This is a genomic window from Flavobacterium ginsengiterrae, assembly GCF_039539785.1.
In the GTDB taxonomy this organism is placed as follows: Bacteria; Bacteroidota; Bacteroidia; order Flavobacteriales; family Flavobacteriaceae; genus Flavobacterium; species Flavobacterium ginsengiterrae.
In genome coordinates, this window is record NZ_BAABDU010000004.1 from 542,629 (window position 1) to 569,248 (window position 26,620).

The 26,620-nt window shown below is 34.0% G+C and carries 23 protein-coding genes and 2 pseudogenes; 11 read left to right on the forward strand and 14 right to left on the reverse strand.

Going from position 1 to position 26,620, the window contains the following annotated elements; translation table 11 throughout:
• The first annotated feature begins 193 nt into the window (after positions 1 to 193).
• On the forward strand, positions 194 to 2,965 hold the full coding sequence (locus ABD859_RS12860) for a T9SS type A sorting domain-containing protein (protein WP_345144892.1): 2,772 nt from the start codon (positions 194 to 196) through the stop codon (positions 2,963 to 2,965).
• A gap of 30 nt (positions 2,966 to 2,995) precedes the next feature.
• Here the strand turns inward: ABD859_RS12860 and ABD859_RS12865 are convergent, their stop codons facing one another.
• Positions 2,996 to 3,304 (reverse strand): hypothetical protein, encoded by a 309-nt coding sequence (locus tag ABD859_RS12865; protein WP_345144894.1) that lies wholly within the window; start codon positions 3,302 to 3,304, stop codon positions 2,996 to 2,998.
• Between the two features lie 208 nt (positions 3,305 to 3,512).
• Here ABD859_RS12865 and ABD859_RS12870 point away from each other — a divergent pair.
• The 4 genes and pseudogenes from ABD859_RS12870 to ABD859_RS12885 all read left to right on the forward strand — a co-directional run.
• Positions 3,513 to 3,725: pseudogene (locus ABD859_RS12870) on the forward strand (ATP-binding cassette domain-containing protein); the annotation flags it as partial.
• A gap of 216 nt (positions 3,726 to 3,941) precedes the next feature.
• Positions 3,942 to 4,391: pseudogene (locus tag ABD859_RS12875) on the forward strand (ABC transporter ATP-binding protein); the annotation flags it as partial.
• A 110-nt stretch (positions 4,392 to 4,501) separates the two neighbouring features.
• Positions 4,502 to 5,266 carry a TIGR02757 family protein gene (locus tag ABD859_RS12880; protein WP_345144896.1) on the forward strand — a complete coding sequence of 255 codons (765 nt, stop codon included), beginning with the start codon at positions 4,502 to 4,504 and terminating at the stop codon, positions 5,264 to 5,266.
• A gap of 399 nt (positions 5,267 to 5,665) precedes the next feature.
• Positions 5,666 to 7,012 carry a DEAD/DEAH box helicase gene (locus tag ABD859_RS12885; protein ID WP_345144898.1) on the forward strand — a complete coding sequence of 449 codons (1,347 nt, stop codon included), beginning with the start codon at positions 5,666 to 5,668 and terminating at the stop codon, positions 7,010 to 7,012.
• A gap of 154 nt (positions 7,013 to 7,166) precedes the next feature.
• Here the strand turns inward: ABD859_RS12885 and ABD859_RS12890 are convergent, their stop codons facing one another.
• Positions 7,167 to 8,279, reverse strand: a complete 1,113-nt coding sequence (locus ABD859_RS12890) for a lactonase family protein (RefSeq protein WP_345144900.1) — start codon at positions 8,277 to 8,279, stop codon at positions 7,167 to 7,169.
• 250 nt (positions 8,280 to 8,529) lie between these two features.
• Between ABD859_RS12890 and ABD859_RS12895 the strand changes: the two genes are divergently transcribed.
• The 4 genes from ABD859_RS12895 to ABD859_RS12910 all read left to right on the forward strand — a co-directional run bounded on the left by ABD859_RS12895 (position 8,530) and on the right by ABD859_RS12910 (position 12,993).
• Complete coding sequence (locus ABD859_RS12895) at positions 8,530 to 10,458, forward strand: BatA domain-containing protein (protein ID WP_345144901.1); 1,929 nt, start codon at positions 8,530 to 8,532, stop codon at positions 10,456 to 10,458.
• 158 nt (positions 10,459 to 10,616) lie between these two features.
• Positions 10,617 to 11,867: a dihydroorotase gene (locus ABD859_RS12900; RefSeq protein ID WP_345144903.1), complete on the forward strand. Its 1,251-nt coding sequence runs from the start codon at positions 10,617 to 10,619 to the stop codon at positions 11,865 to 11,867.
• 4 nt (positions 11,868 to 11,871) lie between these two features.
• Entirely contained in the window at positions 11,872 to 12,198 is a 327-nt protein-coding gene (locus tag ABD859_RS12905; RefSeq protein WP_345144905.1) for a hypothetical protein, read from the forward strand.
• Positions 12,199 to 12,348: 150 nt separating this feature from the next.
• Positions 12,349 to 12,993: an alpha/beta hydrolase gene (locus tag ABD859_RS12910; RefSeq protein WP_345144907.1), complete on the forward strand. Its 645-nt coding sequence runs from the start codon at positions 12,349 to 12,351 to the stop codon at positions 12,991 to 12,993.
• 62 nt (positions 12,994 to 13,055) lie between these two features.
• On the opposite strand, the gene ABD859_RS12915 is transcribed toward ABD859_RS12910, so the two are convergent.
• From ABD859_RS12915 to ABD859_RS12930, 4 genes are read right to left on the reverse strand one after another with little or no spacing between them, the layout of a single operon-like run.
• A complete protein-coding gene (locus ABD859_RS12915) occupies positions 13,056 to 13,592 on the reverse strand; it encodes a hypothetical protein (protein ID WP_345144909.1) in 537 nt (178 codons plus the stop codon).
• A 10-nt stretch (positions 13,593 to 13,602) separates the two neighbouring features.
• Complete coding sequence (locus ABD859_RS12920; protein WP_345144910.1) at positions 13,603 to 14,025, reverse strand: hypothetical protein; 423 nt, start codon at positions 14,023 to 14,025, stop codon at positions 13,603 to 13,605.
• Positions 14,026 to 14,069: 44 nt separating this feature from the next.
• A complete protein-coding gene (locus ABD859_RS12925) occupies positions 14,070 to 14,573 on the reverse strand; it encodes a hypothetical protein (RefSeq protein WP_345144912.1) in 504 nt (167 codons plus the stop codon).
• Between the two features lie 12 nt (positions 14,574 to 14,585).
• Entirely contained in the window at positions 14,586 to 15,350 is a 765-nt protein-coding gene (locus ABD859_RS12930; RefSeq protein WP_345144913.1) for an MBL fold metallo-hydrolase, read from the reverse strand.
• A gap of 90 nt (positions 15,351 to 15,440) precedes the next feature.
• Here ABD859_RS12930 and ABD859_RS12935 point away from each other — a divergent pair, with 90 nt between their 5' ends.
• The gene (locus ABD859_RS12935; RefSeq protein ID WP_345144915.1) at positions 15,441 to 16,901 is read left to right on the forward strand and encodes a TonB-dependent receptor; all 1,461 of its coding nucleotides are present in this window, start codon (positions 15,441 to 15,443) and stop codon (positions 16,899 to 16,901) included.
• Positions 16,902 to 17,134: 233 nt separating this feature from the next.
• On the opposite strand, the gene bcp is transcribed toward ABD859_RS12935, so the two are convergent.
• Positions 17,135 to 17,587 (reverse strand): thioredoxin-dependent thiol peroxidase, encoded by a 453-nt coding sequence (bcp, locus tag ABD859_RS12940; RefSeq protein WP_345144917.1) that lies wholly within the window; start codon positions 17,585 to 17,587, stop codon positions 17,135 to 17,137.
• Positions 17,588 to 17,688: 101 nt separating this feature from the next.
• Between bcp and ABD859_RS12945 the strand changes: the two genes are divergently transcribed.
• Positions 17,689 to 18,345, forward strand: a complete 657-nt coding sequence (locus ABD859_RS12945) for an endonuclease III domain-containing protein (RefSeq protein WP_345144919.1) — start codon at positions 17,689 to 17,691, stop codon at positions 18,343 to 18,345.
• A 17-nt stretch (positions 18,346 to 18,362) separates the two neighbouring features.
• Here the strand turns inward: ABD859_RS12945 and ABD859_RS12950 are convergent, their stop codons facing one another.
• The 7 genes from ABD859_RS12950 to ABD859_RS12980 form a co-directional block, all read right to left on the reverse strand.
• Positions 18,363 to 19,427, reverse strand: coding sequence for a tetratricopeptide repeat protein (locus ABD859_RS12950; RefSeq protein WP_345144920.1), 1,065 nt, complete (start codon positions 19,425 to 19,427; stop codon positions 18,363 to 18,365).
• Between the two features lie 467 nt (positions 19,428 to 19,894).
• The gene (locus ABD859_RS12955) at positions 19,895 to 20,038 is read right to left on the reverse strand and encodes a hypothetical protein (protein ID WP_345144922.1); all 144 of its coding nucleotides are present in this window, start codon (positions 20,036 to 20,038) and stop codon (positions 19,895 to 19,897) included.
• A gap of 50 nt (positions 20,039 to 20,088) precedes the next feature.
• Positions 20,089 to 20,673, reverse strand: a complete 585-nt coding sequence (locus ABD859_RS12960) for an RNA polymerase sigma factor (RefSeq protein WP_345144924.1) — start codon at positions 20,671 to 20,673, stop codon at positions 20,089 to 20,091.
• Between the two features lie 324 nt (positions 20,674 to 20,997).
• A complete protein-coding gene (locus ABD859_RS12965) occupies positions 20,998 to 21,756 on the reverse strand; it encodes a glycoside hydrolase family 16 protein (protein WP_345144926.1) in 759 nt (252 codons plus the stop codon).
• A gap of 68 nt (positions 21,757 to 21,824) precedes the next feature.
• The gene (locus tag ABD859_RS12970; RefSeq protein WP_345144928.1) at positions 21,825 to 23,495 is read right to left on the reverse strand and encodes a family 16 glycosylhydrolase; all 1,671 of its coding nucleotides are present in this window, start codon (positions 23,493 to 23,495) and stop codon (positions 21,825 to 21,827) included.
• A gap of 11 nt (positions 23,496 to 23,506) precedes the next feature.
• Entirely contained in the window at positions 23,507 to 25,105 is a 1,599-nt protein-coding gene (locus ABD859_RS12975) for a hypothetical protein (protein WP_345144930.1), read from the reverse strand.
• A gap of 12 nt (positions 25,106 to 25,117) precedes the next feature.
• Positions 25,118 to 26,617: a RagB/SusD family nutrient uptake outer membrane protein gene (locus ABD859_RS12980; RefSeq protein WP_345144932.1), complete on the reverse strand. Its 1,500-nt coding sequence runs from the start codon at positions 26,615 to 26,617 to the stop codon at positions 25,118 to 25,120.
• Between the last annotated feature and the right edge of the window lie 3 nt (positions 26,618 to 26,620).

Sequence of the window (26,620 nt, forward strand, 5' to 3'; positions counted from 1 at the left end):
TTTCACAGGATAGTACAGGATGGTTTTATTTTAAGTATTCGCAATATTTACATTACTCATAATCAAAAAGTTATTCCTAAAAACATGACCAATATCTGACCAATATTGCCATTTTCAAAAACTTTTTAGGAAAACAAACTTTACGATAAGAGTAACCTTAGACTTACTTAACTACTAACCTAAAAGCATTAAAATGTTGAAAAACTACTTGAAATTACGTCATGTAATGGCATTGTTATGCATTACAATCTCATCTGTTATTTTTGCACAAAATCCCGTAGTAAAAATTGATTTTGACCAATCCGGCCGACCAAAAGCCGAAGTTAACGATCCCGATTACACCGCTTGGGTAATCGCTTCCGGAAACACCAGTACTTATACCGAAAATGGAATTACTTTTACTGTCAGTCGTGCAGGAAACAATGGAGATAATTTAGGAACAAATTGGTACAAAGCAGGAATTCAGGCGCCTTATTACGCCAGATTAGTTTGCGACGGACTTACAGTAAAAGGCACGACTGCAAATCTGGGTGCTCAAATCGAAATTAAAATAAGCGGTTTAACTACAGGGGAACATACATTATTAGCTTTTTTTAATAATGTCGACAGTCCAGCCACAAACACATTTAGTCCAATTGACATTTCTGTTGATGGAAATTTAGTAGTCGATAATTTAATTCCAACTGTAAGAGCGACAAAAACCGCCGATGCAGCATCTAGTTATTTAAAATTCCAAGCCATAACAGGAACAGATGTTGTAATATTAATGGCTGCAGAAACCTCTGGAACAGAAAATATCAAAAACTTTATTCTTAATGGTTTTGAATTAAACACTCCAAATATTTCTCATCAGGCAATAAACCCAAATCCCAAACAAAATGACGAACATGTAGAATTAACATCTGGCGGAAAATTACTGCAATGGAGTGCTGGTTCAGGCGCTGTTTCGCACAACATTTATTTCGGAACAGATCCAACAGCAGTTGAAAACGCAACGACAGCTTCTCCAGAATTTAAAGGAAATCAGGCTTTAGCTAATAATTCTTATCAAATAAACGGCTTATATACCGGAAAAACTTATTATTGGCGTATTGATGAAGTTTTAGCAAACGGAATCGAGAAAGGAAATCTATGGCGCTTTCGTCCTGCACAACTTGCTTTTCCTGATGCAGAAGGTTACGGACGTTTTGCACGCGGCGGACGCGGCGGAAAAGTGGTTGCTGTAACAAATTTAAATGACAGCGGACCGGGAAGTTTTCGTGAAGCCGTAACCAATGATATTGGTCCAAGAACAATTGTTTTTAATACTTCGGGTATAATTCAATTACAATCTCGTTTGGTTTTAAGCCAGCCTTACGTAACTGTTGCCGGACAGACCGCGCCTGGGAAAGGAATATGTATTCGTTCTGCTCCTTTTGGCATAACAGGAAATGATGCCGTTGTACAAAATATCCGTGTCCGTCTTGGAGGTGGCCCTACTTATGACGGAATGGGATTAACCGGAGCAGATCATAGTATTATCGACCATTGCTCTATCAGCTGGACCATTGATGAATCTTTCAGCTCGCGTTCCGGAAAAAACATTACACTTCAAAGAACTTTAATATCTGAAGCTTTAAACGCAGCCGGACATCAAAATTATCCTGCCGGAACAGAACATGGTTATGCGGCCACTATTGGCGGTGATATCGGAAGTTTTCATCATAATTTATTAGCGCATTGTTATGGCAGAAACTGGAGTCTTGGCGGCGGACTGGATGGAAACGGTGCTTACGCAGGTAAAATGGATATTACTAACAATGTCGTTTACAACTGGGGCGGAAGAACTACAGATGGAGGAACGAAAGAAGTTAACTTCGTAAACAACTATTACAAACCAGGCGCAGGATCAAAAATATTTGTAGCGTTTAATCAGCAAAATGAAGGCGTAGGAACCGGAATGCAGCAATGTTATTTCAACGGAAATGTAATGCCGGGCTATTTTGACGAAAGCAACCAAACAGCAGGAAGAAAAGCTTCGGGCAACACAGTGTCGTATGATAACTTCGTAAATGCGCCGTTTTTTCCTTCTTATGTAACAACACAATCAGCTAAAAATGCATACAAAATTGTTCTTTCAGATGTAGGATGCGTACAGCCGGAATTCGACGAGCACGATCAAAGGATTATTTCTGAGACTTTAAACGGGACTTATTCAATTAGAGGAAGCGTAACCAATAAACCCGGATTTCCTGATAATGAAGCCGATGTTGGCGGTTACGAAGATTATCCTGCAATAAACAGAGATACAGATTGGGACACAGATCAGGACGGACTGCCAAACTGGTGGGAAAATCTAATAGGAACAAATGCAAATTCGGCAATTGGTGATTTCTCAGATTCAAATGCCGATATCGATCAGGACGGTTATACCAATCTCGATAATTATTTACAATGGATGGCACTTCCGCATTACGAATCACCAAACGGAAGTAAAATAGACATCAATATTCAAAAATTATCAAGAGGATTTACAAGCGGAGTTTCGTATGCCATTTCAAATGTTGTTAACGGAAATGCCGTTTTAAATACAGATACAGTTGCCTTTACACCTACTGCAAATGGTCTGGCTTCATTTAATTTTACAGTAACGGATTCTGAAGGCGGCACAATGACAAGAAAAGTAAATATTGTAAGCGGTCTTAACACACATCTTGGAACTGAAGAAACACAAAAAGAACTCGATAACGGATTAAAAGTATGGCCAATACCAAGCAAAGGCAATATCTCTGTGCTTCTTGAAAATGATATTGAAAAAGCTGAGCTTAAAGTTTATGACATATCTGGAAAAGAACTTTTAAAGAAAACCATTAAAGGAAAAACAACAGAAAACGTAAACCTAAATTCAAATGGAGTTTATATTTTAAAAGTTTCAAATCAGGAAAACAAAAAGGTTTTACATGTAAAAAAAGTTTTAGTACAATAACAAAAAAGCAGCTTATTTAAGCTGCTTTTTTTATGTCGTTTCCTCAAAATCATTTGGCTGGCGGGTAAAGAAATAAGTATAAATCCACGTAAGTGTAAAAGAAGGAATTACATCTGTAAACGGAATTATCTCTTCAATAAAAGTTAAAACACTCGCTACCTTTCCTACTCTTCCTTTATACATTCTGGTCATTATAAAAGCCGCAATAGGCGCCCAGATAACATCTGAAAATTCGCCAAGAAGCGGAATCGAGAAAGAAATCATACCAATTCCATCCAAAATTAAACCAATAATTAATTTTGACATTCTGTTATCGTCTACTACTTTCAAATCCTGCATAATGCGTTTATTTTTAAGTTAATCGAATTTAAAAATTATTCGTGAAATCAATATTACTTCTTTATGAAATTTAATTTCTAAATTCCCATATCAATTTACATACCGATTTTTATTTTTAAAGTTCCGCCAAAACACAATTTAGAATTTAAACTTTTGAATTTGATTATAAATTAGATTCTTTGTTTCTTTGTAAAAACAGTTTCACTACATGATACACGCAAAAAATATTCATAAATTCTACGATAAACTCGAAGTTTTAAAAGGAGTTGATCTTCATATTAAAAAAGGCGAAATTGTTTCGATCGTTGGAGCTTCAGGTGCCGGAAAAACCACTTTACTGCAAATTTTAGGAACTCTCGATAAACCCGAAAGAAATCCGGATTCTTCTTTAACCATAAATGGTGAAAATATCTTAAAACTTCAGGATATTGAAAACGATAACACCAAACAAGAACGCACATTTAAAATCGTAACCTGGGCTGGTATAATTTACATGTTGCTTCTGGCTGTTTATGTAATCTTTTTTAGAACTAAAATTTTCGACGATACAATACGATTAGTAGTTGTAAGCGCACTGTTTTTACCCATTTTTGCCATGCTTTTTTATTACAGAAGCTATTTTAAAAAGAAAAGCAGACAGGACAAAATATTATCTGATTTTAGAAACTTAAATCTTGGCTTTATATTTCAGTTTCATCAGCTTTTACCAGAATTTACAGCTTTAGAAAACGTTTGTATTCCTGCATTTATGGCCAACAAACCAAAAGGTGAAACCGAAAAAGAAGCAAAAAAAATCTTAGAATATTTAGGTTTATCACACAGAATTCATCACAAACCAAGCGAACTTTCGGGTGGAGAACAACAGCGTGTTGCCGTAGCAAGAGCTTTAATTAATAAACCCGATGTTATTTTTGCCGATGAACCTTCTGGAAATCTCGATACACATTCTGCAGAAAACCTTCACCAGCTGTTTTTTAAACTTCGTGACGAATTTGGGCAGACATTTGTAATCGTAACCCACAATGAAGATTTAGCCAATATGGCCGACAGAAAATTAATTATGGTCGACGGCCAGATTAGTAATTAGGAGCTCATTCCTGCTGTCCGCTGTATCTTTTGTTTTTTAAAGAAAAAAACAAAAGGATGCCGCTTCCATCAGGGCTAGGAAAATCGAATAAAAAGAAAATTCATTAATACATGAATCAAAAAGAACTCAAAGAATTTCTTGACGAAAAAGTTATTCAATATAATAATCAGGATTTTATAGAAAGCGATCCTGTTCAGATTCCGCATTTATTTACCCAAAAAGAAGATATCGAAATTGCTGGTTTTTTAAGCGCATCCATCGCGTGGGGAAACCGTAAAATGATTATCAAAAATTCGCATAAAATGATGGAATTAATGGGAAACACGCCCTACGATTTCGTCATGTCACATTCTGAAGATAATCTAGTCGATCTTGAAAAGTTTGTTCACCGCACTTTTAACGGAAAAGATTTTGGCGGTTTCATAAAAGGACTACAGCATATTTATAAAAATCACAACGGTTTAGAAGCAGTATTTGCCAAAAATCAGGAAAAAGACAGTTTACAAAAAAGTATCAGCGAATTCAAAAAAATATTTTTCGAAATCAATCATTTAGCCAGAACCCAAAAACATATTTCAGATCCGCTGAATAATTCGGCAGCGAAAAGAATCAATATGTACCTTCGTTGGATGGTTCGTCAGGATGCAAAAGGTGTCGATTTAGGAATCTGGAAAAGCATTTCGCCTTCTGTTTTATCATGTCCGCTTGATGTACATTCCGGAAATGTTGCCCGAAAACTGGGAATTTTAGAAAGAAAACAAAACGATGCCAAAGCTTTACTTGAATTAGACACCAAATTAAGAAAAATGGATGCTCAGGATCCTGTAAAGTATGATTTTGCTTTGTTTGGATTAGGTGTTTTTGAAGGGTTTTAAATTTTTAATACAAAAACAAATCGGACAAGTCCCAGAGGGACGATATATTTAAAGCTACTATAACCATCGGCTAATTAAGCTCCAGCGGAGCGACATGATTTTAAAATGTGCCGCTCCGCTGGAGCTTTTATTCATTTTAGCATAAATTTTGGCTACAAATATTATGCTCCTCCGGAGCTGAAAATATAAAATATACAATTCATTTTTTGCAGATTATTAGGAACGTGATTTCTTCCTAATCGGAATGATTTGATTACTAAAAAACAAGTATTTCAGAATATTTCTAAAACCTATAAACAATGAAAATCAAATAATTACAAAAACAAATTATCACTTCCTTTTAAGAGTTTCGTAATAAAACCATGAATTTAACGTACATTTGCACAAAATTTAAAGCAAATGAGCACTTTCGAAAAATTTAATCTTCCAAAATCATTACAAAAAGCAGTTGACGAATTAGGATTTGTTACGCCTACTCCTATTCAGGAAAAATCTTTTTCTGTAATCATGTCTGGACGTGATATGATGGGAATTGCACAAACCGGAACCGGTAAAACATTTGCTTATTTGCTGCCTCTTTTAAAACTTTATAAGTTTACTCATACCAACACACCAAAGATCGTTATTCTGGTTCCAACCCGCGAATTAGTAGTTCAGGTTGTAGAAGAAGTAGAAAAACTGACTACATACATGTCGGTTAAAACTTTGGGTATTTACGGAGGCGTAAACATTAACACACAAAAGAAAGCGGTTTACGAAGGCGTTGACATTTTAGTTGGAACTCCTGGTCGTACAATGGATTTAGCGCTTGACGCTGTTGTTCGTTTTGACGAGACTCAAAAATTAGTAATTGACGAGTTTGACGAAATGCTAAATTTAGGTTTCAGACCACAGCTGACTGCTCTTTTCGCGATGATGAAAACCAAACGTCAAAATATTCTTTTCTCTGCTACTATGACAGATGAAGTAGATGATATCTTAAACGATTATTTTGATTTTCCAGAAGAAGTAACATTGGCTCCATCTGGAACACCTCTTGAAAAAATTACTCAGATTACTTATAACGTTCCGAATTTCAATACCAAAGTAAATCTTTTAAAACATTTACTGGAAAATGACGAAAGCATGAGTCGTATTTTGGTTTTCGTAAATAACAAAAAGATTTCAGATATGCTCTTTAATCGTATCGATGAACTTTTTGAAGGTCAATTTGGTGTAATTCACTCTAATAAATCTCAAAATTACCGTTTGAGCACTATGGCTGAATTTCAGGAAGGAAATCTTCGCGGTTTAATTACAACCGACGTTATGGCGAGAGGTTTGGATATTTCGAATATTACACACGTCATTAACTTTGAACTTCCGGAAGAACCAGAATTATACATGCACAGAATTGGTCGTACAGGTCGTGCAGATGCAACAGGAACGGCAATAAGTTTTGTTACTCCAAGAGAAGAAGAATTCAAAATAGAAACTGAACTTTTAATGGATCAGGAATTAAAAATTGCTGATTTTCCAGAAGAAGTTGAAATCTCAGAAAAATTAATCGAACCTGAAAAAGACAGACTTCCAAGAAAGTTTTTAATGAAAAAACCTAAACTGGAAGGTGAAGGAGCTTTTCACGAAAAATCAAAAAAGAATAAAAAAGTTAATTTGGGAGGTCCTTCAAAAACAAAAAAGAAAACCCACGGTTCTGTTAACAGAAATATGTTGAAGACAAGAAATGAGAAGAAGAAAAAAAAGTAGCTTTTTTAAGGTTCTGAGGTACTAAGCTGCTAAGGTTCTGAGTTTTTCTTATTTATAAAATTAAAGGCTCAAATATTTAAATTGTTTAAATATTTGAGCCTTTTTTTGCTTAGAATCTTAGCAGCTTAGTACCTCAGAACCTTTTAAAAAAAACCTATATTTTCGTAAAAACCAATCCTACAGGAGAACACAATTGAATTCTCTTTCCTGAATCGGTTAATTTTCCGGTTGCGATGTCTCTTTTAAATACAACAATGTCGTTTGTGTATTGATGGCCAACTAAAAGATAATTTCCAGTTGGGTCAATTGCAAAATCTCTTGGTCCTTTTCCTAAAGTACTTTGCTGTTCAACCCATTCGATACTGCCGTTTTTCTGGATTTTATAAACCGTAATCGAATTAGCATCTACACGATCAGAAACATATAAAAAGTTTCCGTCTGGCGAAATTTTTATAGCCGCTGCACCTGTTCCGCCTTTAAAACCTTTTGGAAGAATACTTGTTTCAGCAATTTGTTTTAAAGTTCCCGTTTTATCATAACTAAACGAAGTCAGCGTTCCGTCTAATTCCTGAACCAGATAAACAAATTTGCCATCTTTACTAAAAGTCAAGTGTCTTGGTCCGCTTCCTGATTTTACATCAACACTTCCTTTTAAAGTCAGAATTTCATTTTTAGAAGCTGGATTATATTTATAAATAAACACTTTATCTAAACCTAAATCATTTACCAAAACAAACTTTTTATCTGGCGAAAAAGTTACCATATGCACATGCGCTTTTTCCTGACGCGCCGCATTTGGTCCCTTTCCTTCATGCTGAATTAACTGCTGAACTTCTGTAATACCACCGTCGGCATTTTTCTTGTAAACCACAATGCTTCCGCCAGAGTAATTCGCGGCAATTACATTCTTGTCATCATTAATCAGGTGACATGGATCTGCTCCTAAAGCATCATTTTTATTTATTAGATCAACTTTTCCCGAAGCCGCATCATAACGAAAAGCGCTCACTGTGCTGTGACTTCCGTTTTCATTTACGGCATAAATAAATTTATTATCTGCCGATACTGATAAATAACTAGGGCTTACAACACTTTCAGAAGATTTTTTCAATTTAAAATCACCTGTTGAAGCATCAAATTCATAAACATAAATTCCGTTGCTCTGGCAGGTATTGGTATAAGTTCCAACCAATAGGTTAAATTTATTTTGAGCTTTTCCAGTTGTGGCTAATAAAGCTGAAAATAATATTAATGATATTTTTTTCATAGTTTGTTTTTTTTGAATTAGCTAAAATACACATTAATATCTTTTTTAAACAGCTTCTTTGTTACAAAAGCAGTTACAAAAGTTACATTTTTAATTTTAGTTTTCATGAATATAAACGGTACAAAGTTCATTTTAGCTTTTTAAGTACAACTTATAATCTCTTATATGGACTTATATGGTTTAATAAATTTTTAATTTGTATTTTTGACCAACATCTTCGCAAAACGAAACGAAGTTAATCAAAGCCAGAATGCACTTTAAACACCCCGAAATTCTATATTTTCTGTTTTTATTGATTGTTCCAATTTTGGTTCATTTATTTCAATTACGACGTTTTAAAACTTCTTATTTTACAAATGTTCGTTTTTTAAAAGAACTGGCGGTTCAGACCCGTAAAAGTTCTAAAATCAAAAAACGTTTATTGCTTGCCACCCGATTATTGCTTTTAACCTGCGCGATTATTGCTTTTGCACAGCCTTTTTTTGAAGCCAAAGACAGCAAAAATGCCTCAAACGAAATGTATATAATTTTAGACAATTCGTTTAGTATGCAGGCAAAAGGAAAAAAAGGAGAATTACTAAAACGCGCCGTTCAGGAATTACTGGAAAATACGCCGGAAACAGCTCAGTTTTCTTTGCTTACCAATACCGAAAATTACTGGAATACTGATATAAAATCGTCAAAAAGCGCTTTACAGAATTTAAAATACAGTGCAGCACCTTTTGAACTTTCGTCGATTATGGCTAAAATCAAAGCTCATAAATCGGCACATAAAAAAGATATACTTATTATTTCTGACGCAGTTGGTTTAACCGAAAATGATATTAAAAACACTGACTCTGAAGAAAAACCATACTTTATACTTTCTGAAGCCGAACAGAAAAACAATGTTTCAATAGATAGTGTTTACATCAATCAGACTTTAGAAAATTTCTATGAAATTGGGGTAAATTTATCGGCTTATGGAGAAAATTTCAAACCTGTTTCAACGGCTTTGTACAATCAAAATAAACTGATTGCTAAAACGATTATAAATTTTGACACAAAGAAAAAGAAAATCAATTTTACGATTCCAAAAGAAGCTTTTCACGGTTATGTTTCAATTGAAGATAATGGTTTAACTTATGATAACAAATTGTTTTTCAGCATTTCAAAAAACAAAAAAACCAATGTAATCAGCATTGGAGAACCAGAAAAAAGCAATTTCTTATCCCGAATTTATACTCCGGCTGAATTTAATTACAATAATTACGCAATCAGTTCTTTAGACTACAATGGTTTAGAAAAACAAAATACAATTATTCTAAACGAATTAACAGAAATTCCGCAGGCATTGCAGACAACTTTAAAAGCTTTTGTTTCAAAAGGCGGTAATTTGGTTATAATTCCTTCTGAAAAAAGTTCGGTTTCTAACTTAAATTCATTTTTAGGAAATTTTGGAAAAGTTCAGTTTAACAATCTCAAAAGAGAAAGCAGACTGATTACGAAAATCAATTTCGATCATCCTTTATTTTCGGGAGTTTTCGAAAATAAAATCACGAATTTTCAATATCCAAAAACAAATTCTTCTTTTGATATTTCAAGCCCATATCCAGCCGTTTTATCTTATGAAGACCAAGGTGCTTTTGTAACAGCTGTTCAAAATCCAACAGCCGGAATTACAGTATTTTCGGCACCTATAAATAGCGTAAACTCAAATTTTCAACAATCGCCTTTAATTGTTCCGTTGTTTTATAAAATTGCACAGAACAATCAAAAAACAGGCGTTAATGCTTTAACAATAGGAAATAATCAGCCTTATTTTGTTGATGTTTTATTGACAAAAGATGCTATTCTGGAAGTTAAAGGAACAGAAGATTCTTTTATTCCAATTCAGCAGATTTTGAACAATAAAGTCAAACTTACTTTTAATGATTTCCCTGAAACAGCTGGAAATTACAGCATTTTTGACAAAAAAGAATGGGTCGAAAATCTAAGTTTTAATTACAAAAGAACCGAAAGCGATTTAAGCCGGGTAAATACAAATGTTATTTCTGATTTTAAAACTGCAGATACGATTTCGACCATATTTAACACCTTACAAACTGAACGTACCGACAGCCAGATTTGGAAATGGTTTGTTATCTTTGCACTGTTGTTTTTAGCATTAGAAATGGCAATTATAAAATTTGTGAAATGATTTTTTTTACCATTAAGGCATTAAGATTATTAAGTTTCTTCCTTTATGAACTTTCTTTTTTAATGCTTAGAGAATTAAGTTCCTTTCTTTATGAACTTAATTTCTTAATGGTAGAAAATGAAAACATTTAATGTTTGAATAAAATAAATATCCAAAATATGAAAATAATCATCAAAAACGCAAAAATTATCGACTCAAAAAGTCCGTTTCATAATCAGACCGTTGATCTTTTAATTGCCGATGGTTTAATAGAAAAAATAGGCGTTTCTCTTCCAAACGACAATGCAGAAGTAGTACGTTTTGATGATCTTCACGTATCTCAGGGCTGGTTCGACAGCAGTGTTTCGCTGGGTGAACCAGGTTACGAAGACAGAGAAACTATCGCAAACGGATTAAACGTTGCAGCCAAAAGCGGTTTTACGGCAATTGGTTTACAGCCAAATTCCTTCCCAATTATTGACAATCAGTCTCAGGTAAATTTTGTGAAAAATAAAGCAAATGGTTCTGCCACAGAAATTTTCCCAATTGGCGCTTTAACAAAAGTAAGTGAAGGAAAAGATATGGCTGAACTTTTTGACATGAAAAAAGCCGGAGCCATTGCTTTTGGAGATTACAACAAAAGTATTGACAATGCCAATATCCTGAAAATTGCTTTGCAATATGTACAGGATTTCGACGGATTGGTTATCGCCTATTCACAAGATCCAAATATTAAAGGAAATGGTGTTGCCAATGAAGGAATTGTTTCTACAAGATTAGGCTTAAAAGGAATCCCGAATTTAGCCGAAGAACTACAAATTTCCAGAAACTTGTTTTTACTGGAATATACAGGCGGAAAGCTTCATATTCCTACTATTTCTACAGCAAAATCTGTTGAATTAATCAGAGAGGCAAAAGCAAAAGGTTTGCAGGTAACCTGCAGTGCATCTGTGCATCATTTGGTTTTAACGGATGAAAAACTGGACGGTTTTGACACTCGTTTTAAAGTGACACCGCCATTGCGTACAGAAGTTGACAGACAGGCTTTATTGAACGGAATTGCCGATCATACAATTGATATTATTACTTCTGACCACAACCCTATCGATATCGAATTCAAAAAAATGGAATTTGATACCGCTAAAAACGGCACAATTGGTTTAGAAAGTGCTTTTGGAGCTTTAATGACTGTTTTACCTGTTGAAACTATAGTGGCAAAACTTATTGATGCAAGAAGTGTTTTCGGATTAGAAAGTCATACTATTGAAGAAGGTGCAAAAGCAAATTTAACTCTTTTCTCTCCGGAAGGAAAATCAACTTTTACGAAAGAAAACATTCTTTCAAAATCTAAAAATTCTGCTTTTTTAGGAACTGAAATCAAAGGTTCTGTTTACGGAATTTACAATCAAAATCAACTTGTTACAAAATAATACAATGAATAATACAGTCGAAGAAGGAAAATCAATTGCGATAACCAGTTATATTTTAATTGTTGGGGTACTTATTGCAATGTCTATGAATTCTGAAAATAAAAACTCTTTTGCTTCTTTTCATATTCGTCAAGCTTTGGGACTTTCGCTTACTTTTATCTCTTTTGGAGCACTGACAAGCAATTTTGACAGCTTCTTTATCACTTTCCCAATGTGGATTTGTGTTTCTATTTTATGGACTTATGGTATTTTTACTGCCATTCAAGGACAAATGAGACCAATTCCTTTGGTTGGAGAATTGTTTCAAAAATGGTTTAAATCGATTGGATAACGAGGTTGAATTTCCAATTTAAAAAAATCCAAATTCCAATTAAACGTCGATAAATTTGTCAAAGTTTAAAATTTTGACAAAGTTCGAGCTGAAATTGTGACCGCAAAACAAGACTGATCACTAAAAACCTGAACACTGAACACTAAAAAAATGAATCTATCTTTAGAATATAAAATACAAGAACCAAAAGTAATTTTAGATAAAAATCCGTTGTTGCTTTTATTACACGGATACGGAAGCAACGATGCTGATTTATTCTCGTTTGCAACAGAACTTCCCGATAATTATTATGTAATTTCTGCCAGAGCGCCTTACGATTTGCAATATGGTGCTTACGCTTGGTACGCCATTAATTTTGATGCCGATCAGAATAAATTTTCTGATAATGAGCAGGCAAAAACTTCTCGCGATTTAATTGCTAAATTTATTGATGAATTAACTGCAAATTACCCTATTGACGCTCAAAATGTAACTTTAATTGGTTTCAGCCAGGGATCAATTTTAAGTTATGCAGCGGCACTCTCTTATCCTGAAAAAATTCAGCGTGTTGTTGCCATGAGTGGTTATTTCAACGAAGAAATCATTAAAGAAGGCTATGAAAATAACGACTTTAAAAATCTAAAAATATTTGCTTCTCACGGAACTGTAGACCAGGTTATTCCGATTGAGTGGGCAAGAAAAACTCCGGCAGTTTTAGAAAAATTAAATATTCCGGTTGTTTATAAAGAATATCCGGTTGGACACGGCGTAGCGCCGCAGAATTTCTTTGATTTTAAGAATTGGCTGGCTGTTTAATATTTATCTTATAAAAAATGTCAAAGTTTAAAGCTTTGACATTTTTTTTTAAGACATCCAGATTAAATACCTTTATCTTCCTTCCTTTTCAATTCTTCTTCAAAATCAGGAAAATCTTCGTGAAGTCCGGATATAATTTTTTTTGTTAAATTTCCTTCTTTATCTGTTTTTACTAGTGCCCAGCCTATTTCATTATCAGAACTACAATTTCCATCATCAAGAAAATCAATAACATTACTTATAATTCCTTTAGAAAAAGTCTTCAAAAAAACATTCAATTTTTCTTCACCAACTATATTCTTAATCTCTGAATATTTTTTTTCTGCTTCGGAGTCAAAATCTTTAGCTAATGAAATATTGCTTTCAGTTGACTGAATAATATCGTAGAAATTTTTCAAAATTAAAAATCTACCAAACTGCGGAATATCTTCTTCTATTTCGCTAAAAGCCCAATTTAATGGATTTTCAGCACCAGCTTCTTCAAGTTTTAATGCCAGCTTTTCTAGTTTAGCTAGTTTTTTATCACTTAAATTTTTTATCGAATGGCTGTAGTACTTTTTATCTTTTGATGCCGAAATAAGTCTGTTAATTTCTTCCATTTTGAATAATTTAATTTCCTGTATAAAGAATTTTACCATCTTTTTTCAAAACATATCCTTTCCACGGAATTAACTGCCAATCGCCGTTTACCCACGAATCGCCTTCCGATTTTCTTTCTAAAATAATAGATTCTTTTTGAGTGTCTAAGAAAAGCTCGGCTTTATTTCCGTCAAAAATCACGTAAGATGCTGTTGTATACGTTTTACCGTCATCATAATGCGATAATTTCGTTCCTTCAAAAATTCTTATGCATTCTTTTTTAAGCGCAGACCAGGTATATCCTGCAGAAGCTTTGCATCCGTGAGAATCAGAATCAGCACCTGCAACAGCTTCTTTTTTAGTTTCTTTTGTCGTAACATTTTCCTGAGAAACTTTTTTCCCGCATGAAATTGCAGCGGTCACAATAATCGAAAACAAAAACATCTTTTTCATATATCCTATTAATTTGTGGTCAAAAAAAAATAGGATTTAAAATCCTATTTTTGATATAACCAAGTTTGATTTACTTCAAAGGTAATGTTATCATCATTATCAACAAAGTATTTTAACAAGACTTCTCCCCATAATTCTCCATTACTGTAATCTGCAATGATCCATCTATGGTTTAAGATTTTTACTTTGTTAATAATAAATTTATTTGGTCCAATTTGGTCTTGTCCTGTATACGGATTCCCTTTTGGATTGGAATTAAAATCAAGTAATTTTTCTGTAACAACCGGAATCAGTTTTTCAAATAAAATCACTTTTCCGCCAGATGCACTGTTGTCGAAATAATTTTGTGCATTTTCATTGTGTTCCAAAGAAAAATAATCTGCTTCTGCTAATTTAGCCGATACCAGATTGATACTATCTCTCAGCTTTTTAGTCGTTTTTTCATATCTTTCTTCGCCAAATTTTACTTCACGGCTGTAAAACATATATGTAAAAACATTCATTAATATCGCGAGGATAAAAAGATAAAGCATTAAGGATTTTTTCATTTTGTGGTATAATTAAATTGTAATTTCTAAGTTATCATAAGCCAGAAAAACGTTTTCGGGAAGTTGTTTCTGTACTTCTTCATGAAAGCCCAAAACATGGCTTATATGCGTTAAATAAGCTCTTTCTGGTTTTACCAGATTAATAAAATCAAGTGCTTCCTGCAAATTAAAATGGGTATCATGCGGTTCTACGCGCAGAGCATTTACAACCAAAACTTTTAAACCTTTTAGTTTGTCAATTTCAGCCTGCTCAATTGTTTTTACATCGGTTAAATACGCGAAATCTTCAATTCGGTATCCAAACACCTGCAAATCGCCGTGCATCGCATTTATGGGAACTGCCAGTTTATCTCCAACAGCAAAAGATTCATTGTTTTTAACTTCGATAGTTTTAACACTTGGAGCACCCGGATATTTGTTGACGGTTTCGAAAACATAATCAAAACGGCGCCTTAAATTATCAAGAACGCGTTTATGTCCGTAAATTGGAATTTCGCCCTGTCTGAAATTAAACGGACGAATATCATCTAATCCGGCAGTATGATCTGAATGTTCGTGTGTAAATAAAATGGCATCGAGTTTACGACATCCGCAAGACAACATTTGCTGTCTGAAATCAGGACCACAATCGATTACATACGAATGCTCCTCCCATGTAATCCAGATGGATACACGGAGTCTTTTGTCCTTAGCATCAGTGCTTTTGCAAACAGGATGATCGATTCCGATGATTGGAATGCCTTGAGAAGTACCAGTACCTAAAAAATAGACCTTCAATTGAACTTAATTTTTTTACAAAAATAGGATTATTTCTCTTTCATTAGAAGCCTAATTTACTAACTTTGTAACAAATCTATTTAAAATAAAATGGGTACAGAAATAAAACTCAAAGGTGACAGGGTCATCGAACAGATTCCTTCTATAAAAGACAAAGCATTACGCATTAATTTAAACGAGAATATTTACGGAACATTTGCTGAAATTGGGGCTGGACAAGAGACAGTTAGACATTTTTTCAGATCCGGAGGTTCTTCAGGAACAATTGCAAAAGCGATGTCTGCCTATGATAAAGATTTCAGTGATGCAATTTACGGAACGGAAAGCGATGGAAGATACGTAACCGAAGAACGTTTAAAAAAAATGCTTACCCACGAAGGCCAGATCATCGAAGAGCGTTTAAGCAGAGAAAAACATCCTACAAAACTTTTTTTTAGTTACGCCAACACTGTAGCCACAATAGATTTTGCTAAACAATTTAAAGGCCACGGCTGGGTTGGAATTCGATACCAGATAGAACCAGACGAAGCTTATAACGAAATTATTCTTCATATTCGTTTTAGAGAAACTGATGCCCGTTTACAACAAGAAACTTTAGGAATTTTAGGTGTAAACTTAATTTATGGCGCTTTTTACAAATACAATGATCCAAAACGCTTACTGCGTTATTTATACGACCACTTAGACAAAGATCAGTTAGAGATTGATACTATTAACTTTTCTGGTCCTCGTTTTGCTGATGTTGACAACCGCTTAATGAGTTTACAGCTGGTTAAAAACGGAATGACGGATGCCGTAATGTTTAATCCTGAAGGAAAAAACATTCTTCCGGCCGCTATTCTTTACAAAAAGAACCTTTTAGCTTTAAGAGGTAGTTTCCGTCCGGTTACCAAAGTTAATATGGATATGTATGAGAAATCATTAGAAATGTTTCTCAAAGAAAATAAGGTTGAAAAAAATAATACTCTTGTTGTTTTTGAAATCACGCTTTCGAATTTACGTTCTGATGGAGAAATTGATGAGCGTGACTTTATGGACAGAGCAGAATTACTTTGTTCGTTAGGACAAACGGTTATGATTTCTAATTTCCAGGAATACTACAAAGTCGTTGAATACTTTGCAAATTATACCAAATCCCGCATGGGACTTGCAATGGGTGTAAACAACCTTGTTGATATATTTGATGAGAAATACTACCGTCATTTAAGCGGAGGAATTCTGGAGGCTTTTGGAAAATTATTCTACAGAGATATGAAGGTTTTCTTGTATCCAATGCTGGACGAAGATGGCGTATTAATGAATTCAAACAACTTAAAAGTACATCCTCGAATGAAAGAATTATACAAGTTCTTTAAATTTAACGGAAAGGTTGTTGACATTGAAAACTACGATCCAGACAACTTATCAGTTTTCTCACGTGAGGTTTTAAAAATGATCAATCAGGGCAAAAAAGGCTGGGAACCAATGCTTCCGTCTGGTATTGCAGAAATCATAAAAGAGCATCATCTTTTTGGATATCATCCGCAGAAAGAACTGGAAGAAAACGCATAATAAAAAAGTCCCTTTGTTGGGACTTTTTTTAGTTTCCAGTTTTAAGTACTTACTCCATATTTTTTAACCGCAAAGCACGCTAAGTTTTTTAACAGACTTTGATTTTAATAAAACAAAAAGTTCGCAAAGCTTTATTAATACAAAGCTTTGCGAACTTTTTACGCACAAAAATGATTTCTACAAAATAAAAACTTTGCGTGCTTTGCGGTTAAAAAACCTAAAACAAAAACACTTTATTTAAGAATCTGAGATGCGTGTTCTTTTGTTTTTACCTTTTCGATTACTTCTTCGATAATTCCTTTTTCATCGATTACAAAAGTCGTTCTGTGGATTCCGTCATATTCTTTTCCCATGAATTTCTTTGGTCCCCAAACTCCAAAAGCATTAATTACTGATTTGTCTTCATCGGCAATTAAAGGAAAAGGCAACTCATATTTTTCTTTAAATTTTATCTGCGCTTTCTCGCTGTCGGCACTTACACCAAGAAGTTCGTAATTATTTGCCTGAAAACGGTGAAAATTATCTCTTAAATCGCAGGCTTCTGCAGTACAACCCGGTGTGCTTGCTTTTGGATAAAAAAACACTACTAATTTTTTTCCGGCATAATCTGCCAGTTTATGTGCTTTTCCGTCTTGATCAGTTCCTGAAAAGACTGGAGCTTTATCTCCGGCTTTTAATGTTGTCATATCATTTTATTTTTAGATTGTTGATTTAGATTTTAGATTCATTTACAAAGATAACTTATAAAGTATAATTCCTTATTTTTACCAATATTTAAATTACGAAAATGAATAAAGAAGCTCGCGTACAATTTGTTATAAATACGTTAAAAGAACTCTACCCTATTATACCCGTTCCGCTAGATCATAAAGACCCTTATACCTTATTAATCGCTGTTTTACTTTCTGCACAATGTACGGATGTACGTGTAAACCAGATTACACCTATTTTGTTTGCAAAGGCTGATAATCCGTATGATATGGTAAAAATGTCTGTTGAAGAAATCAAAGAAATTATTCGTCCCTGCGGTTTATCACCAATGAAATCGAAAGGGATTCATGGTTTATCTGAAATTTTAATTGAAAAACATAATGGTGAAGTACCCCAGAGTTTTGAAGCGCTGGAAGCTTTACCGGCTGTAGGACATAAAACAGCGAGTGTAGTTATGTCTCAGGCGTTTGGAGTTCCGGCTTTCCCTGTAGACACACACATTCACAGACTAATGTACCGATGGAATTTGTCAAATGGAAAAAGTGTGGCACAGACCGAAAAAGATGCTAAACGTTTATTTCCAAGAGATTTATGGAACGATTTGCATTTGCAGATTATTTGGTATGGACGTGAATATTCGCCTGCACGCGGATGGAGTCTTGAAAAAGATATTATTACCAGAACTGTGGGTAAAAAATCTATTATAGAAGAAGCTGCTAAAAAGAAAGTTTAGCAGCTTCTAAATTTTATTTATTGACTATTTTTTAAAGCATTGTATTCGTTTGTCATATCAAGTGCTCGATATACTCCCAAAAGTGTTTTTGTTGCTTCTTCATTTTTAGGTTCGATTACCAGCGCTTTTTTTAGATATGGAATGGCACTTTTTACAATCTCGTCTTTTTGAATACTTAATTTATCGTATTCTTTCATTTCTTTTGGAGTGTTACCCAACAGACTCATTTGGTCTACAACTTCCTTTTTTAACTGCATTTTGACATAAGCAAGATTAATACAGCAGTCTAAACAATTTGGATTTAACTGTAAATCACTTTCGTAATATTTAGCAGCATTTACATAATCGTTTCTTTCTAAATAACAGTATCCTAATGAAAGAAGAACTTCTTCTTTTTTAGAAGGCGGATAAAAATTTCTTGGTTTTTCATACAATCCCGCCTCAATATTTGATTCTCTGGCACTCATTGAAATAAACGCTTCCTCAACCTTTGTCTTTTTGTTAGTGGCATAAAAAATCATTCCTTTTCCGGTATAATTTATCTTTCTTAACTCTTCATAATATTTTATAGCAGAAACATAATCTTTTCCGTTTAAAGAAGAGCCTGCTGCATTAAAAAGGTTTAAAGTATCTTTTTTATCTATTTGATATACTTCATAACTTTTAGCAGCACTTTCTTTGAATTTTCCTGCTTTATAATCACTGTAAGCGCCATCAACAAGTGTCGATTTCATAGCCTTTAATGCCTGATTGGCTTTAAAAGCATATTTGTAGTTTCGGGAATCGTTTTCATATAAAAGAATATCCTGATAAGCACTTGATGCCAAAGCGAAATTGGTAACAGCATCTATATTTTTTGCTGCTAAATCTTTACATACATTTCCTTTTATAAAGAAGAAATCTGATTTATCAGAATCTGAAGCATTAACGATAAGATATTCTATTTTTTTCAAAACAGCTAATGCCTCTTCGTTTTTTCCTTTATCATATAAGGATTGTGCTTCTTTTATTTGTTCTTTTTGAGCAAATGCTCCCATTGTCATCAATAGAAACATTGATAACATCATAAGGTTATTTTTCATTTCTTATACGTTTTGTAGTTAATAGACTGGGGGTTTCAAGATTTACGATATAATCTTGATCTTAATAAGTATTAAGGTCTGTAAGGAACAAAACTAAAATAGAGAGGAGTAGTTTTTCGCCATAGAATTATTGGTTATTTATTAAACATTTATTACTGGTTGGTTGATTATTTTTACACACATTTTATTTTAAAAGCAAGCATTCCTCATTTTTGATGAAGTTAAAACTACTTTTTAACTAAAATAAAATTAATAATTGAAAAAACTAACAAATACACCCAAAAACAATAAACTTTAACAAATAATAATAAAATACCACCAAAAAACTTACAGGTTTTATTTTTTGGTAATTTAATTCCATAAAAAAAACTCACTACTTGTATTTGCATACAAATAGTGAGCTTTTAACCAAAACGACCATTTGGTTTTTCTTTCGAAATAAACATCCGACCAGAGCAGCGGGCTGTTTAGTTAGCTATGATTTCAAAACTTTTGTCTTCAATTTTCACAACCTTAAGTGCTTGTGAATAACTTAATAAAAAAGAAACTACTTCTTTTTTAGGTTTTAAATCTTGAGAAGCTAATGCTTTTTTTGAGTAAATTTTCGCCATACTATGTTAGTGTTTTATTATAGTATAACGGGCTAATATTCAAATTAGTATTAGTTGGTTAAAATAATTTGATGTTTATCTATAATTTTTCTCAAATTCATTAATGCATAACGCATTCTTCCTAATGCAGTATTAATACTTACATCAGTCAATTCTGAAATTTCTTTAAAACTCATGTCCTGATACATTCTCATAATCAAGACTTCTTTTTGATCTTCAGGAAGTTCTTCAATCAGTTTTTTTAGATCTACCTCAACTTGGTCTACAATCATCTTACTTTCAATGTTTAACGAATCGTCAGACATGATTGAGAAGATTGAAAACTCTTCGGTTTCTCTATACATTGGCATTTTTTTAGTTTTGCGAAAGTGATCCACAATTAAGTTGTGCGAAATACGCATTACCCAAGGAAGAAATTTACCTTCTTCATTATAGGAATTACTTTTTAAAGTTTTAATTACTTTAATAAATGTATCTTGAAAAATATCATTTGAAATATCTCTATCAGCAATCTTAGAATATATAAAACCATATATCTTAGATTCGTGTCTTTTAATTAATGTTGCCAGAGCAGCTTCGCTTCCGTCAACATATTTTTTTACTAATAGAGCGTCTGGAGTATGCAGATCAGCCATAATACTACTTTTTTAGTTTTAATAATTTGGAGTAATTTTTCTAAAAAGTAATTTTATGTAATAGGCGGATCTTTTTTTGGAGTTATGTTAATATTGTGATCAAATTTAACAAATAATTATTTTAAAAAGCAAACAAATGCAATAATAATTAACAATAAATCGTTAAGTTTTTTGCCGGAAAGTTTGATTTTACCAAAAATCGTTAAAAAAAGCTGTTTTTTAACAGTTAATTTTACGATTAAAAAACAGACATAAATAACTTACAATTAAGGATTTAAGAATATTTACATCTGTTTTATTTTTATATTTTGTTCTGTTATAATTTTATTGATATACTCTTACATAATCAACGTAATATTTTTGCGGTAAAACAGAATCATCTACATCTGGTCCGCCAAAATTACCTCCAATTGCCAAATTTACAATGATGTAAAATGGTTTATCAAAAGGCCAGGTATCTTCATTTTTGACTTCGGGATTAAAAGTATAGACTAAGTTTGTATCTACAAAAAAATCAATTTTGTCTTTATCCCATTCAATAGCGTAAACATGATAACCTTCTTCAATATTTGGAAATTCTGTACGTTTGGTGTTAATCGTGTTTCCATGGCTGTCCTGTGTGTGCAGGGTTGTATATACCATATGAGGATCTCTTCCTATGTACTCTAAAATATCTATTTCGCCTGTTTTTGGCCATTTTACTTCATCAATATTAGCACCAAGCATCCAGAATGCAGGCCATAAACCATGTCCTATAGGAAGTTTTGCTCTGGCTTCGATTCGGCCGTATTTAAATTCTTTTTTGCCTTTTGTGGTTATTTTTGTTGATGTATAAATACTGCCTTCTTTTCTGGCTTCAATAACTAAATTTCCGTCTTTAAATTCGTGATTGGTTTTAGTATAAATTTGTCTTTCATTGTTTCCGTAACCGCACAAGTTTGGACAACCGTCTCCGAGTTCAAAATTCCAGTCTTTTTCGTTTATTTTCTTTTTATTGAAATTTTCTTCCCACACTAATTTTCTTTTGACTTCTTGTGCATACGAAAAACTACAAATAAGAAGCAGTAAAATTATTTTATTCATATTCGTTCTTTAATTAAGAAGGCCAGCCGAAACTGACCTTCTTAGAATTACTAATTAATTAACTCAACTTATTGATATACTTTCACATAATCAATCTCCATTGAAGATTGTGAAAAAGCAGGATCAATATTTCCTCCTAAATTACCTCCCATTGCGACATTAAAAATCAAGAAAAAGCCGCTGTTAAAAGGTAAAGATGCGTTGTTTGGCACTGTATGAATCAGGGTATCATCAACATAAATTGTGATAGATTCCGGACTCCAGATAGTTTTATAAATATGAAACTCCGTTGATACATTTGGAATTGTTTTAGAAGCTGTATCTGCATTTCCTCCAAAACGTGCCGGATAATGTAATGTTCCGTGAATTACGTTTTGATTGTTTCCTACGTGCTCCATAATATCAATTTCTCCACAAGCAGGCCATGGTTTAGTGGCATAATTCTGCCCCAGCATCCAGATGGCAGGCCATGTTCCGCCGCCAGAAGGCAGTTTTGCACGAACTTCGACTTTACCATATGTAAATGAATATTTACCGTCGGATTTAAGTCTTGCTGATGAATATTCTGCTCCTCCCGAAGTTTCTTTTTTAGCTGTAATAATTAAACTTCCGCCTTGTACTTTTATGTTTGAAGCCGAGCTGGTATAGTTTTGTTTTTCATTATTTCCCCAGCCGTTATCGCCTCTTCCTAAGTCATAAACCCATTTTGCCGGATCTGGCGCTCCGTCAGTATTAAAATTATCTTCCCACACTAAGTTTGTATAATCAGTTGTTGGATTTGGATTTTGATTTGGCGGTGTTGTTGTAAAAGTATGGTACCACGCTAGTGCAGGGTTTCCTCCCATTACTGCTCTCACTACCATACGATTTGCTGTAAGTGATAAAATTTCATAAGAACTTTGACCAATATAATACCCCATAAATCCATTGTCTGAGAAGTTCATTGTTGTACCTCTAGTCTGCTCTGCATGTTTAGGATTTGCCATTACAACTGATTCAGAAGGGCTTAAAGAAACTGTTTTTGCTCCACCAGGATTATAACTTAAACATGTATCTTCAGTTAAACCTGATCCTCCTCCTACACTTTGGAAATCTTTGTTGAAGAAAGTTGCTCCGCCATTATCTAATTGGAATTTAAGCTGATCGCCATCTACTGAGAACGTTAATACGTTATCGTATAAACAGCTGCTGCTTGGCGAACCTGCTTTTTCAAATGCACCTGCGCTGTAGTAATTAGGGTAGAAGTTTTTCTCTGCATCACCATCATTTTGACCTACACCAAGATGTCCTGGTTCTCCTGCTGCCCAATACCATTTTTTAGACGAACCGCCCGTAAGTAACTGAACGGCCTGATCGTCGCTAAAATCACTTCTTACCTCAACATCAATTGTTGTGTTTGTTGCCACTCCACCAGAACCTGTAGCTACTACAGTTACAGTATAAGTATTAACTCCTGTTTTGGTAAATCTTTTAGAAATTTGTCCGCTTGGAGCGTTATCAAATGTTCCGTCGGGATATACGTATTTGTATGAAATAGCGTTATCTGCAGATGCTGTAAACTTCACAATTCCAGAACCGTCTCCGTTTGGATTATCGGCAGATTTACCAACAATTTCGGCAGTTACCTTTAAATTAGAAGGTGTGTTTATTGACCCGAATGTAAAATCGTCTTTCTGACAACCCGTCATCAAGAGAATCGTAAATAGGGATACTATCTTTATAATTAATTTCTTGCTCATGATTTCTTGTATTAATTGGATTGTTTTATATCATCAAAGTAATAAGTTTCGCCTGCACCTTTTGTGTCAAAATCCGGAAACAAAATTACTCTGTCGTATTTAACGCTGCTGTTAAAAGATGCTGTGCTCGTAAGATCAAATGTCAGAACTTCCCATGCATTTGCAACAGTAGTATTTACTTTTACTTCTGCATTTACAGTTGGATTTCCATTGTTATCTTTTGGAGAAGTCGAAAGTTCCATTTTGTATAAAATAGGCACTCCGGCTCTAGGCGACCAAACCGCTACTTTTACTTTGGTTCCTTTTGAACTATCAAACGGATTTTCAAGATTTAAGCTTGCTCCTCCCCAAGTTTCTGCATTTACTTTTTTATCTAACTTGACAACTTTATTAGAAACATTTATTCCTGTTTTATTAGGATTTGCAACTACCGAAGCATCTACATTACCAAATCCGCCCCAAGTGTAAGCTAAAGTTGCAGATTCGAAATCAAGAGGCAATGATATTGATTCAGAAGCTGTTTTGTAAAAATAAATATTATCGATGTACACATTTTTACCTGCTGGTATTCCAACCAATTTCAATTGGAATATATCATTAACCGTTATTCCCTGACTTGTAAATGCTGAAATAGGAATATCTAAACTTGTCCACTGATTCGATGTCAGATTACTTGTTACAGGTCTTTCAACTGGTCCCGGCTTGATTAAGGATACTTCCAATTTCTCCAAATCTGCTGTCCATACATCCATGTGAAGGTATTCCATTCCAGAAACATCAATAGTTACACCATCTGCAAGTGCAATTCCCTGATAGTTAAGATTCGTATAATTTAGCATTTTATCTCCATCTAAATCAAATTCAGCATATTGAGTTGTTTGTCCCCAATTTGGATAAAAAACAGTACCTGCAAGATCTGCATATTTAGAACTGAAAATTGAAATAACATCTCCTGCTTGTCTTCCAGGCTGTGCTGGTGCCGATGTTGTTGGGTTTAATACTAATTTTGCCGTAATTTCTTCTGTGTGTTCGGTTGTTTTAACAGCGGCACTTTTAGAAATTACTTTTATAGTATAAGTTCCAGGCTGCTGATAGGTATACGAAACTGATTCTCCGTTATTAGCCGAAACTGGATCAGGATGTCCTTCTTCACCAAAATATACATCATAAAACAAAGCAAAATCTGCGGTAGCAGTAACGGTTACTTTATTAGAAACCACTTTGTCATTTGTTACTACTACTACTAAATTTTCAGGAGCTTTAAAAGAAACCACAACTTCTTTTTCTAATTCGGCCGTTTTTCCACTAAGTCCTACTGCTATAATTTTAGATTTATAAACACCTTCTTTATATACATGAGAAATAGTCGCTCCTACACTGACATAATCAGAATCCGGAGTTCCGTCTCCAAAACTAATTTTGTACTGCGATGCTCCCTCGCCTTTTGGCAGGAAAGTCACTTTTCCGGTATTGTCTTGTGTAACCGTCGTTAAAACCGAAATATTGGCCGGAGCCGCTATTCCGTCTAAATCAACATCTAAGTCATCGTTTGCACAGCCTATGAGTACTGTCAAAACAAAAAGATTTATAATAAAATGTATTTTTTTCATGATTGCTGTTTTTTAGTATCCAGGATTTTGTGCCCAGTTTCCGTTTGCAAACTGAATTTCTTCAATAGGAAGCGGGAATAATTCGTTTTTATTAGCTTTAAAGCCCGGTATAGTTCCGGCTGCTTTTCCAGTTCTTACTAAGTCAAAGAAACGGTGTCCTTCGCCAAAAAGCTCTAATCTTCTTTCGTCTAAAATATTATCTGTAAGTGCTGCTCCAGAAGTCAAAATATCGTGGTTATTGTCTCCATAAGCACGTCTTCTTACTTCATTTAAGTATGTTCTTGCTTTTCCGTCGTCAATTCCGCCTCTGTTGTAAGCTTCTGCAGCCATTAACAATACATCTGCATAACGAATCGCTCTGTAGTTGTTTGGATTTGTTAAGTTTAGATCTCCTTCAGCATCATTATTTCTTTTTCTTGGAAGATATTTTCTGTTGAAGAAACCTGTATCTTCATTTCCTTTTCCAAATGTGATACCGTTACCTTTGTCATAAGAAGCATTTGCCAAAGCCCAAGCATTGATATCTAAAATAGCAACGTCTTTACGTTTATCGCCACTTTTAAATGCATCATAAGATTCCTCAGTTGGAATATTAAAACTAAAGCCAGAAGAAAACAAAGGCCCAGAATAGTTACGAATACCGCTAAAACCAACAGCTACGTTTCCTTCACTGCACTGCAGACATGTAAATGCTGCTCCTTCTACATCTGTGTACTGAACTTCAAAAACAGATTCTGTTCCGTTTTCACCTTCAGCTTCAAAAATAGTATTATAATCTGTTACCAATTTGTATTTGCCAGAAGTGATTACTGCATCTAATGAAGCTGCAGCCTGAGCAAATTTATTTTGGTATAAATACGCTTTTCCTAATAATGCCTGAGCCGCAGCTTTTGTTACACGTCCCTGCTGAGCCGCATTTGGAGACAGATTAGCAGATGCGAAAATTAAATCGGCTTCGATAGAAGCATAAACTTCCTCTACAGATGAACGAGGAACTGTCTTTTCATCTCCAATTTTAAATCTCGCATCGCCTTTCATTGGGATACCTCCAAACCATTTAACTAACTCAAACTGATAATACGCTCTTAAAAAACGTGCTTCTGCTATAATTTGGGTTTTTCCCGGAAAATCTGTTTTATTTTGAAATTCAAGAATATAATTTGCTCTTTGTACACCAGCAAACATCCAGTTCCAGATGTCTCTTAAATTGCTGTTTACAGGCGTATGAATCATATCATCGATCTGTTGAAAACCAATTACATCGGTTGGGCTTTCTCCGCCGCAAAGTGTATTATCTGAAGCAATTTCTCCTAATAATACATTTACATAAGAAGACTGCAGTAAATCGTAAGCGGCAATCAATGCGTTGTCGTATTCTTCTTTTGAATTAAAGTAATTCTCAGAATCTATAGAATATTCTGGTTTTGGATCGACAAACTCATCCGAACATGAAGTTAGTACGGTCGAGAATAAAACCAGTGTTATAGTGGATATAAATAAATACTTTTTCATTTT

Excerpts from the sequence above, each read along its gene's own strand:
- ABD859_RS12860 (WP_345144892.1), top strand. The coding sequence starts at position 194 with ATGTTGAAAAACTACTTGAAATTACGTCATGTAATGGCATTGTTATGC.
- ABD859_RS12865 (WP_345144894.1), bottom strand. The coding sequence starts at position 3,304 with ATGCAGGATTTGAAAGTAGTAGACGATAACAGAATGTCAAAATTAATT.
- ABD859_RS12880 (WP_345144896.1), top strand. The coding sequence starts at position 4,502 with ATGAATCAAAAAGAACTCAAAGAATTTCTTGACGAAAAAGTTATTCAA.
- ABD859_RS12885 (WP_345144898.1), top strand. The coding sequence starts at position 5,666 with ATGAGCACTTTCGAAAAATTTAATCTTCCAAAATCATTACAAAAAGCA.
- ABD859_RS12890 (WP_345144900.1), bottom strand. The coding sequence starts at position 8,279 with ATGAAAAAAATATCATTAATATTATTTTCAGCTTTATTAGCCACAACT.
- ABD859_RS12895 (WP_345144901.1), top strand. The coding sequence starts at position 8,530 with ATGCACTTTAAACACCCCGAAATTCTATATTTTCTGTTTTTATTGATT.
- ABD859_RS12900 (WP_345144903.1), top strand. The coding sequence starts at position 10,617 with ATGAAAATAATCATCAAAAACGCAAAAATTATCGACTCAAAAAGTCCG.
- ABD859_RS12905 (WP_345144905.1), top strand. The coding sequence starts at position 11,872 with ATGAATAATACAGTCGAAGAAGGAAAATCAATTGCGATAACCAGTTAT.
- ABD859_RS12910 (WP_345144907.1), top strand. The coding sequence starts at position 12,349 with ATGAATCTATCTTTAGAATATAAAATACAAGAACCAAAAGTAATTTTA.
- ABD859_RS12915 (WP_345144909.1), bottom strand. The coding sequence starts at position 13,592 with ATGGAAGAAATTAACAGACTTATTTCGGCATCAAAAGATAAAAAGTAC.
- ABD859_RS12920 (WP_345144910.1), bottom strand. The coding sequence starts at position 14,025 with ATGAAAAAGATGTTTTTGTTTTCGATTATTGTGACCGCTGCAATTTCA.
- ABD859_RS12925 (WP_345144912.1), bottom strand. The coding sequence starts at position 14,573 with ATGAAAAAATCCTTAATGCTTTATCTTTTTATCCTCGCGATATTAATG.
- ABD859_RS12935 (WP_345144915.1), top strand. The coding sequence starts at position 15,441 with ATGGGTACAGAAATAAAACTCAAAGGTGACAGGGTCATCGAACAGATT.
- bcp (WP_345144917.1), bottom strand. The coding sequence starts at position 17,587 with ATGACAACATTAAAAGCCGGAGATAAAGCTCCAGTCTTTTCAGGAACT.
- ABD859_RS12945 (WP_345144919.1), top strand. The coding sequence starts at position 17,689 with ATGAATAAAGAAGCTCGCGTACAATTTGTTATAAATACGTTAAAAGAA.
- ABD859_RS12950 (WP_345144920.1), bottom strand. The coding sequence starts at position 19,427 with ATGAAAAATAACCTTATGATGTTATCAATGTTTCTATTGATGACAATG.
- ABD859_RS12955 (WP_345144922.1), bottom strand. The coding sequence starts at position 20,038 with ATGGCGAAAATTTACTCAAAAAAAGCATTAGCTTCTCAAGATTTAAAA.
- ABD859_RS12960 (WP_345144924.1), bottom strand. The coding sequence starts at position 20,673 with ATGGCTGATCTGCATACTCCAGACGCTCTATTAGTAAAAAAATATGTT.
- ABD859_RS12965 (WP_345144926.1), bottom strand. The coding sequence starts at position 21,756 with ATGAATAAAATAATTTTACTGCTTCTTATTTGTAGTTTTTCGTATGCA.
- ABD859_RS12970 (WP_345144928.1), bottom strand. The coding sequence starts at position 23,495 with ATGAGCAAGAAATTAATTATAAAGATAGTATCCCTATTTACGATTCTC.
- ABD859_RS12975 (WP_345144930.1), bottom strand. The coding sequence starts at position 25,105 with ATGAAAAAAATACATTTTATTATAAATCTTTTTGTTTTGACAGTACTC.
- ABD859_RS12980 (WP_345144932.1), bottom strand. The coding sequence starts at position 26,617 with ATGAAAAAGTATTTATTTATATCCACTATAACACTGGTTTTATTCTCG.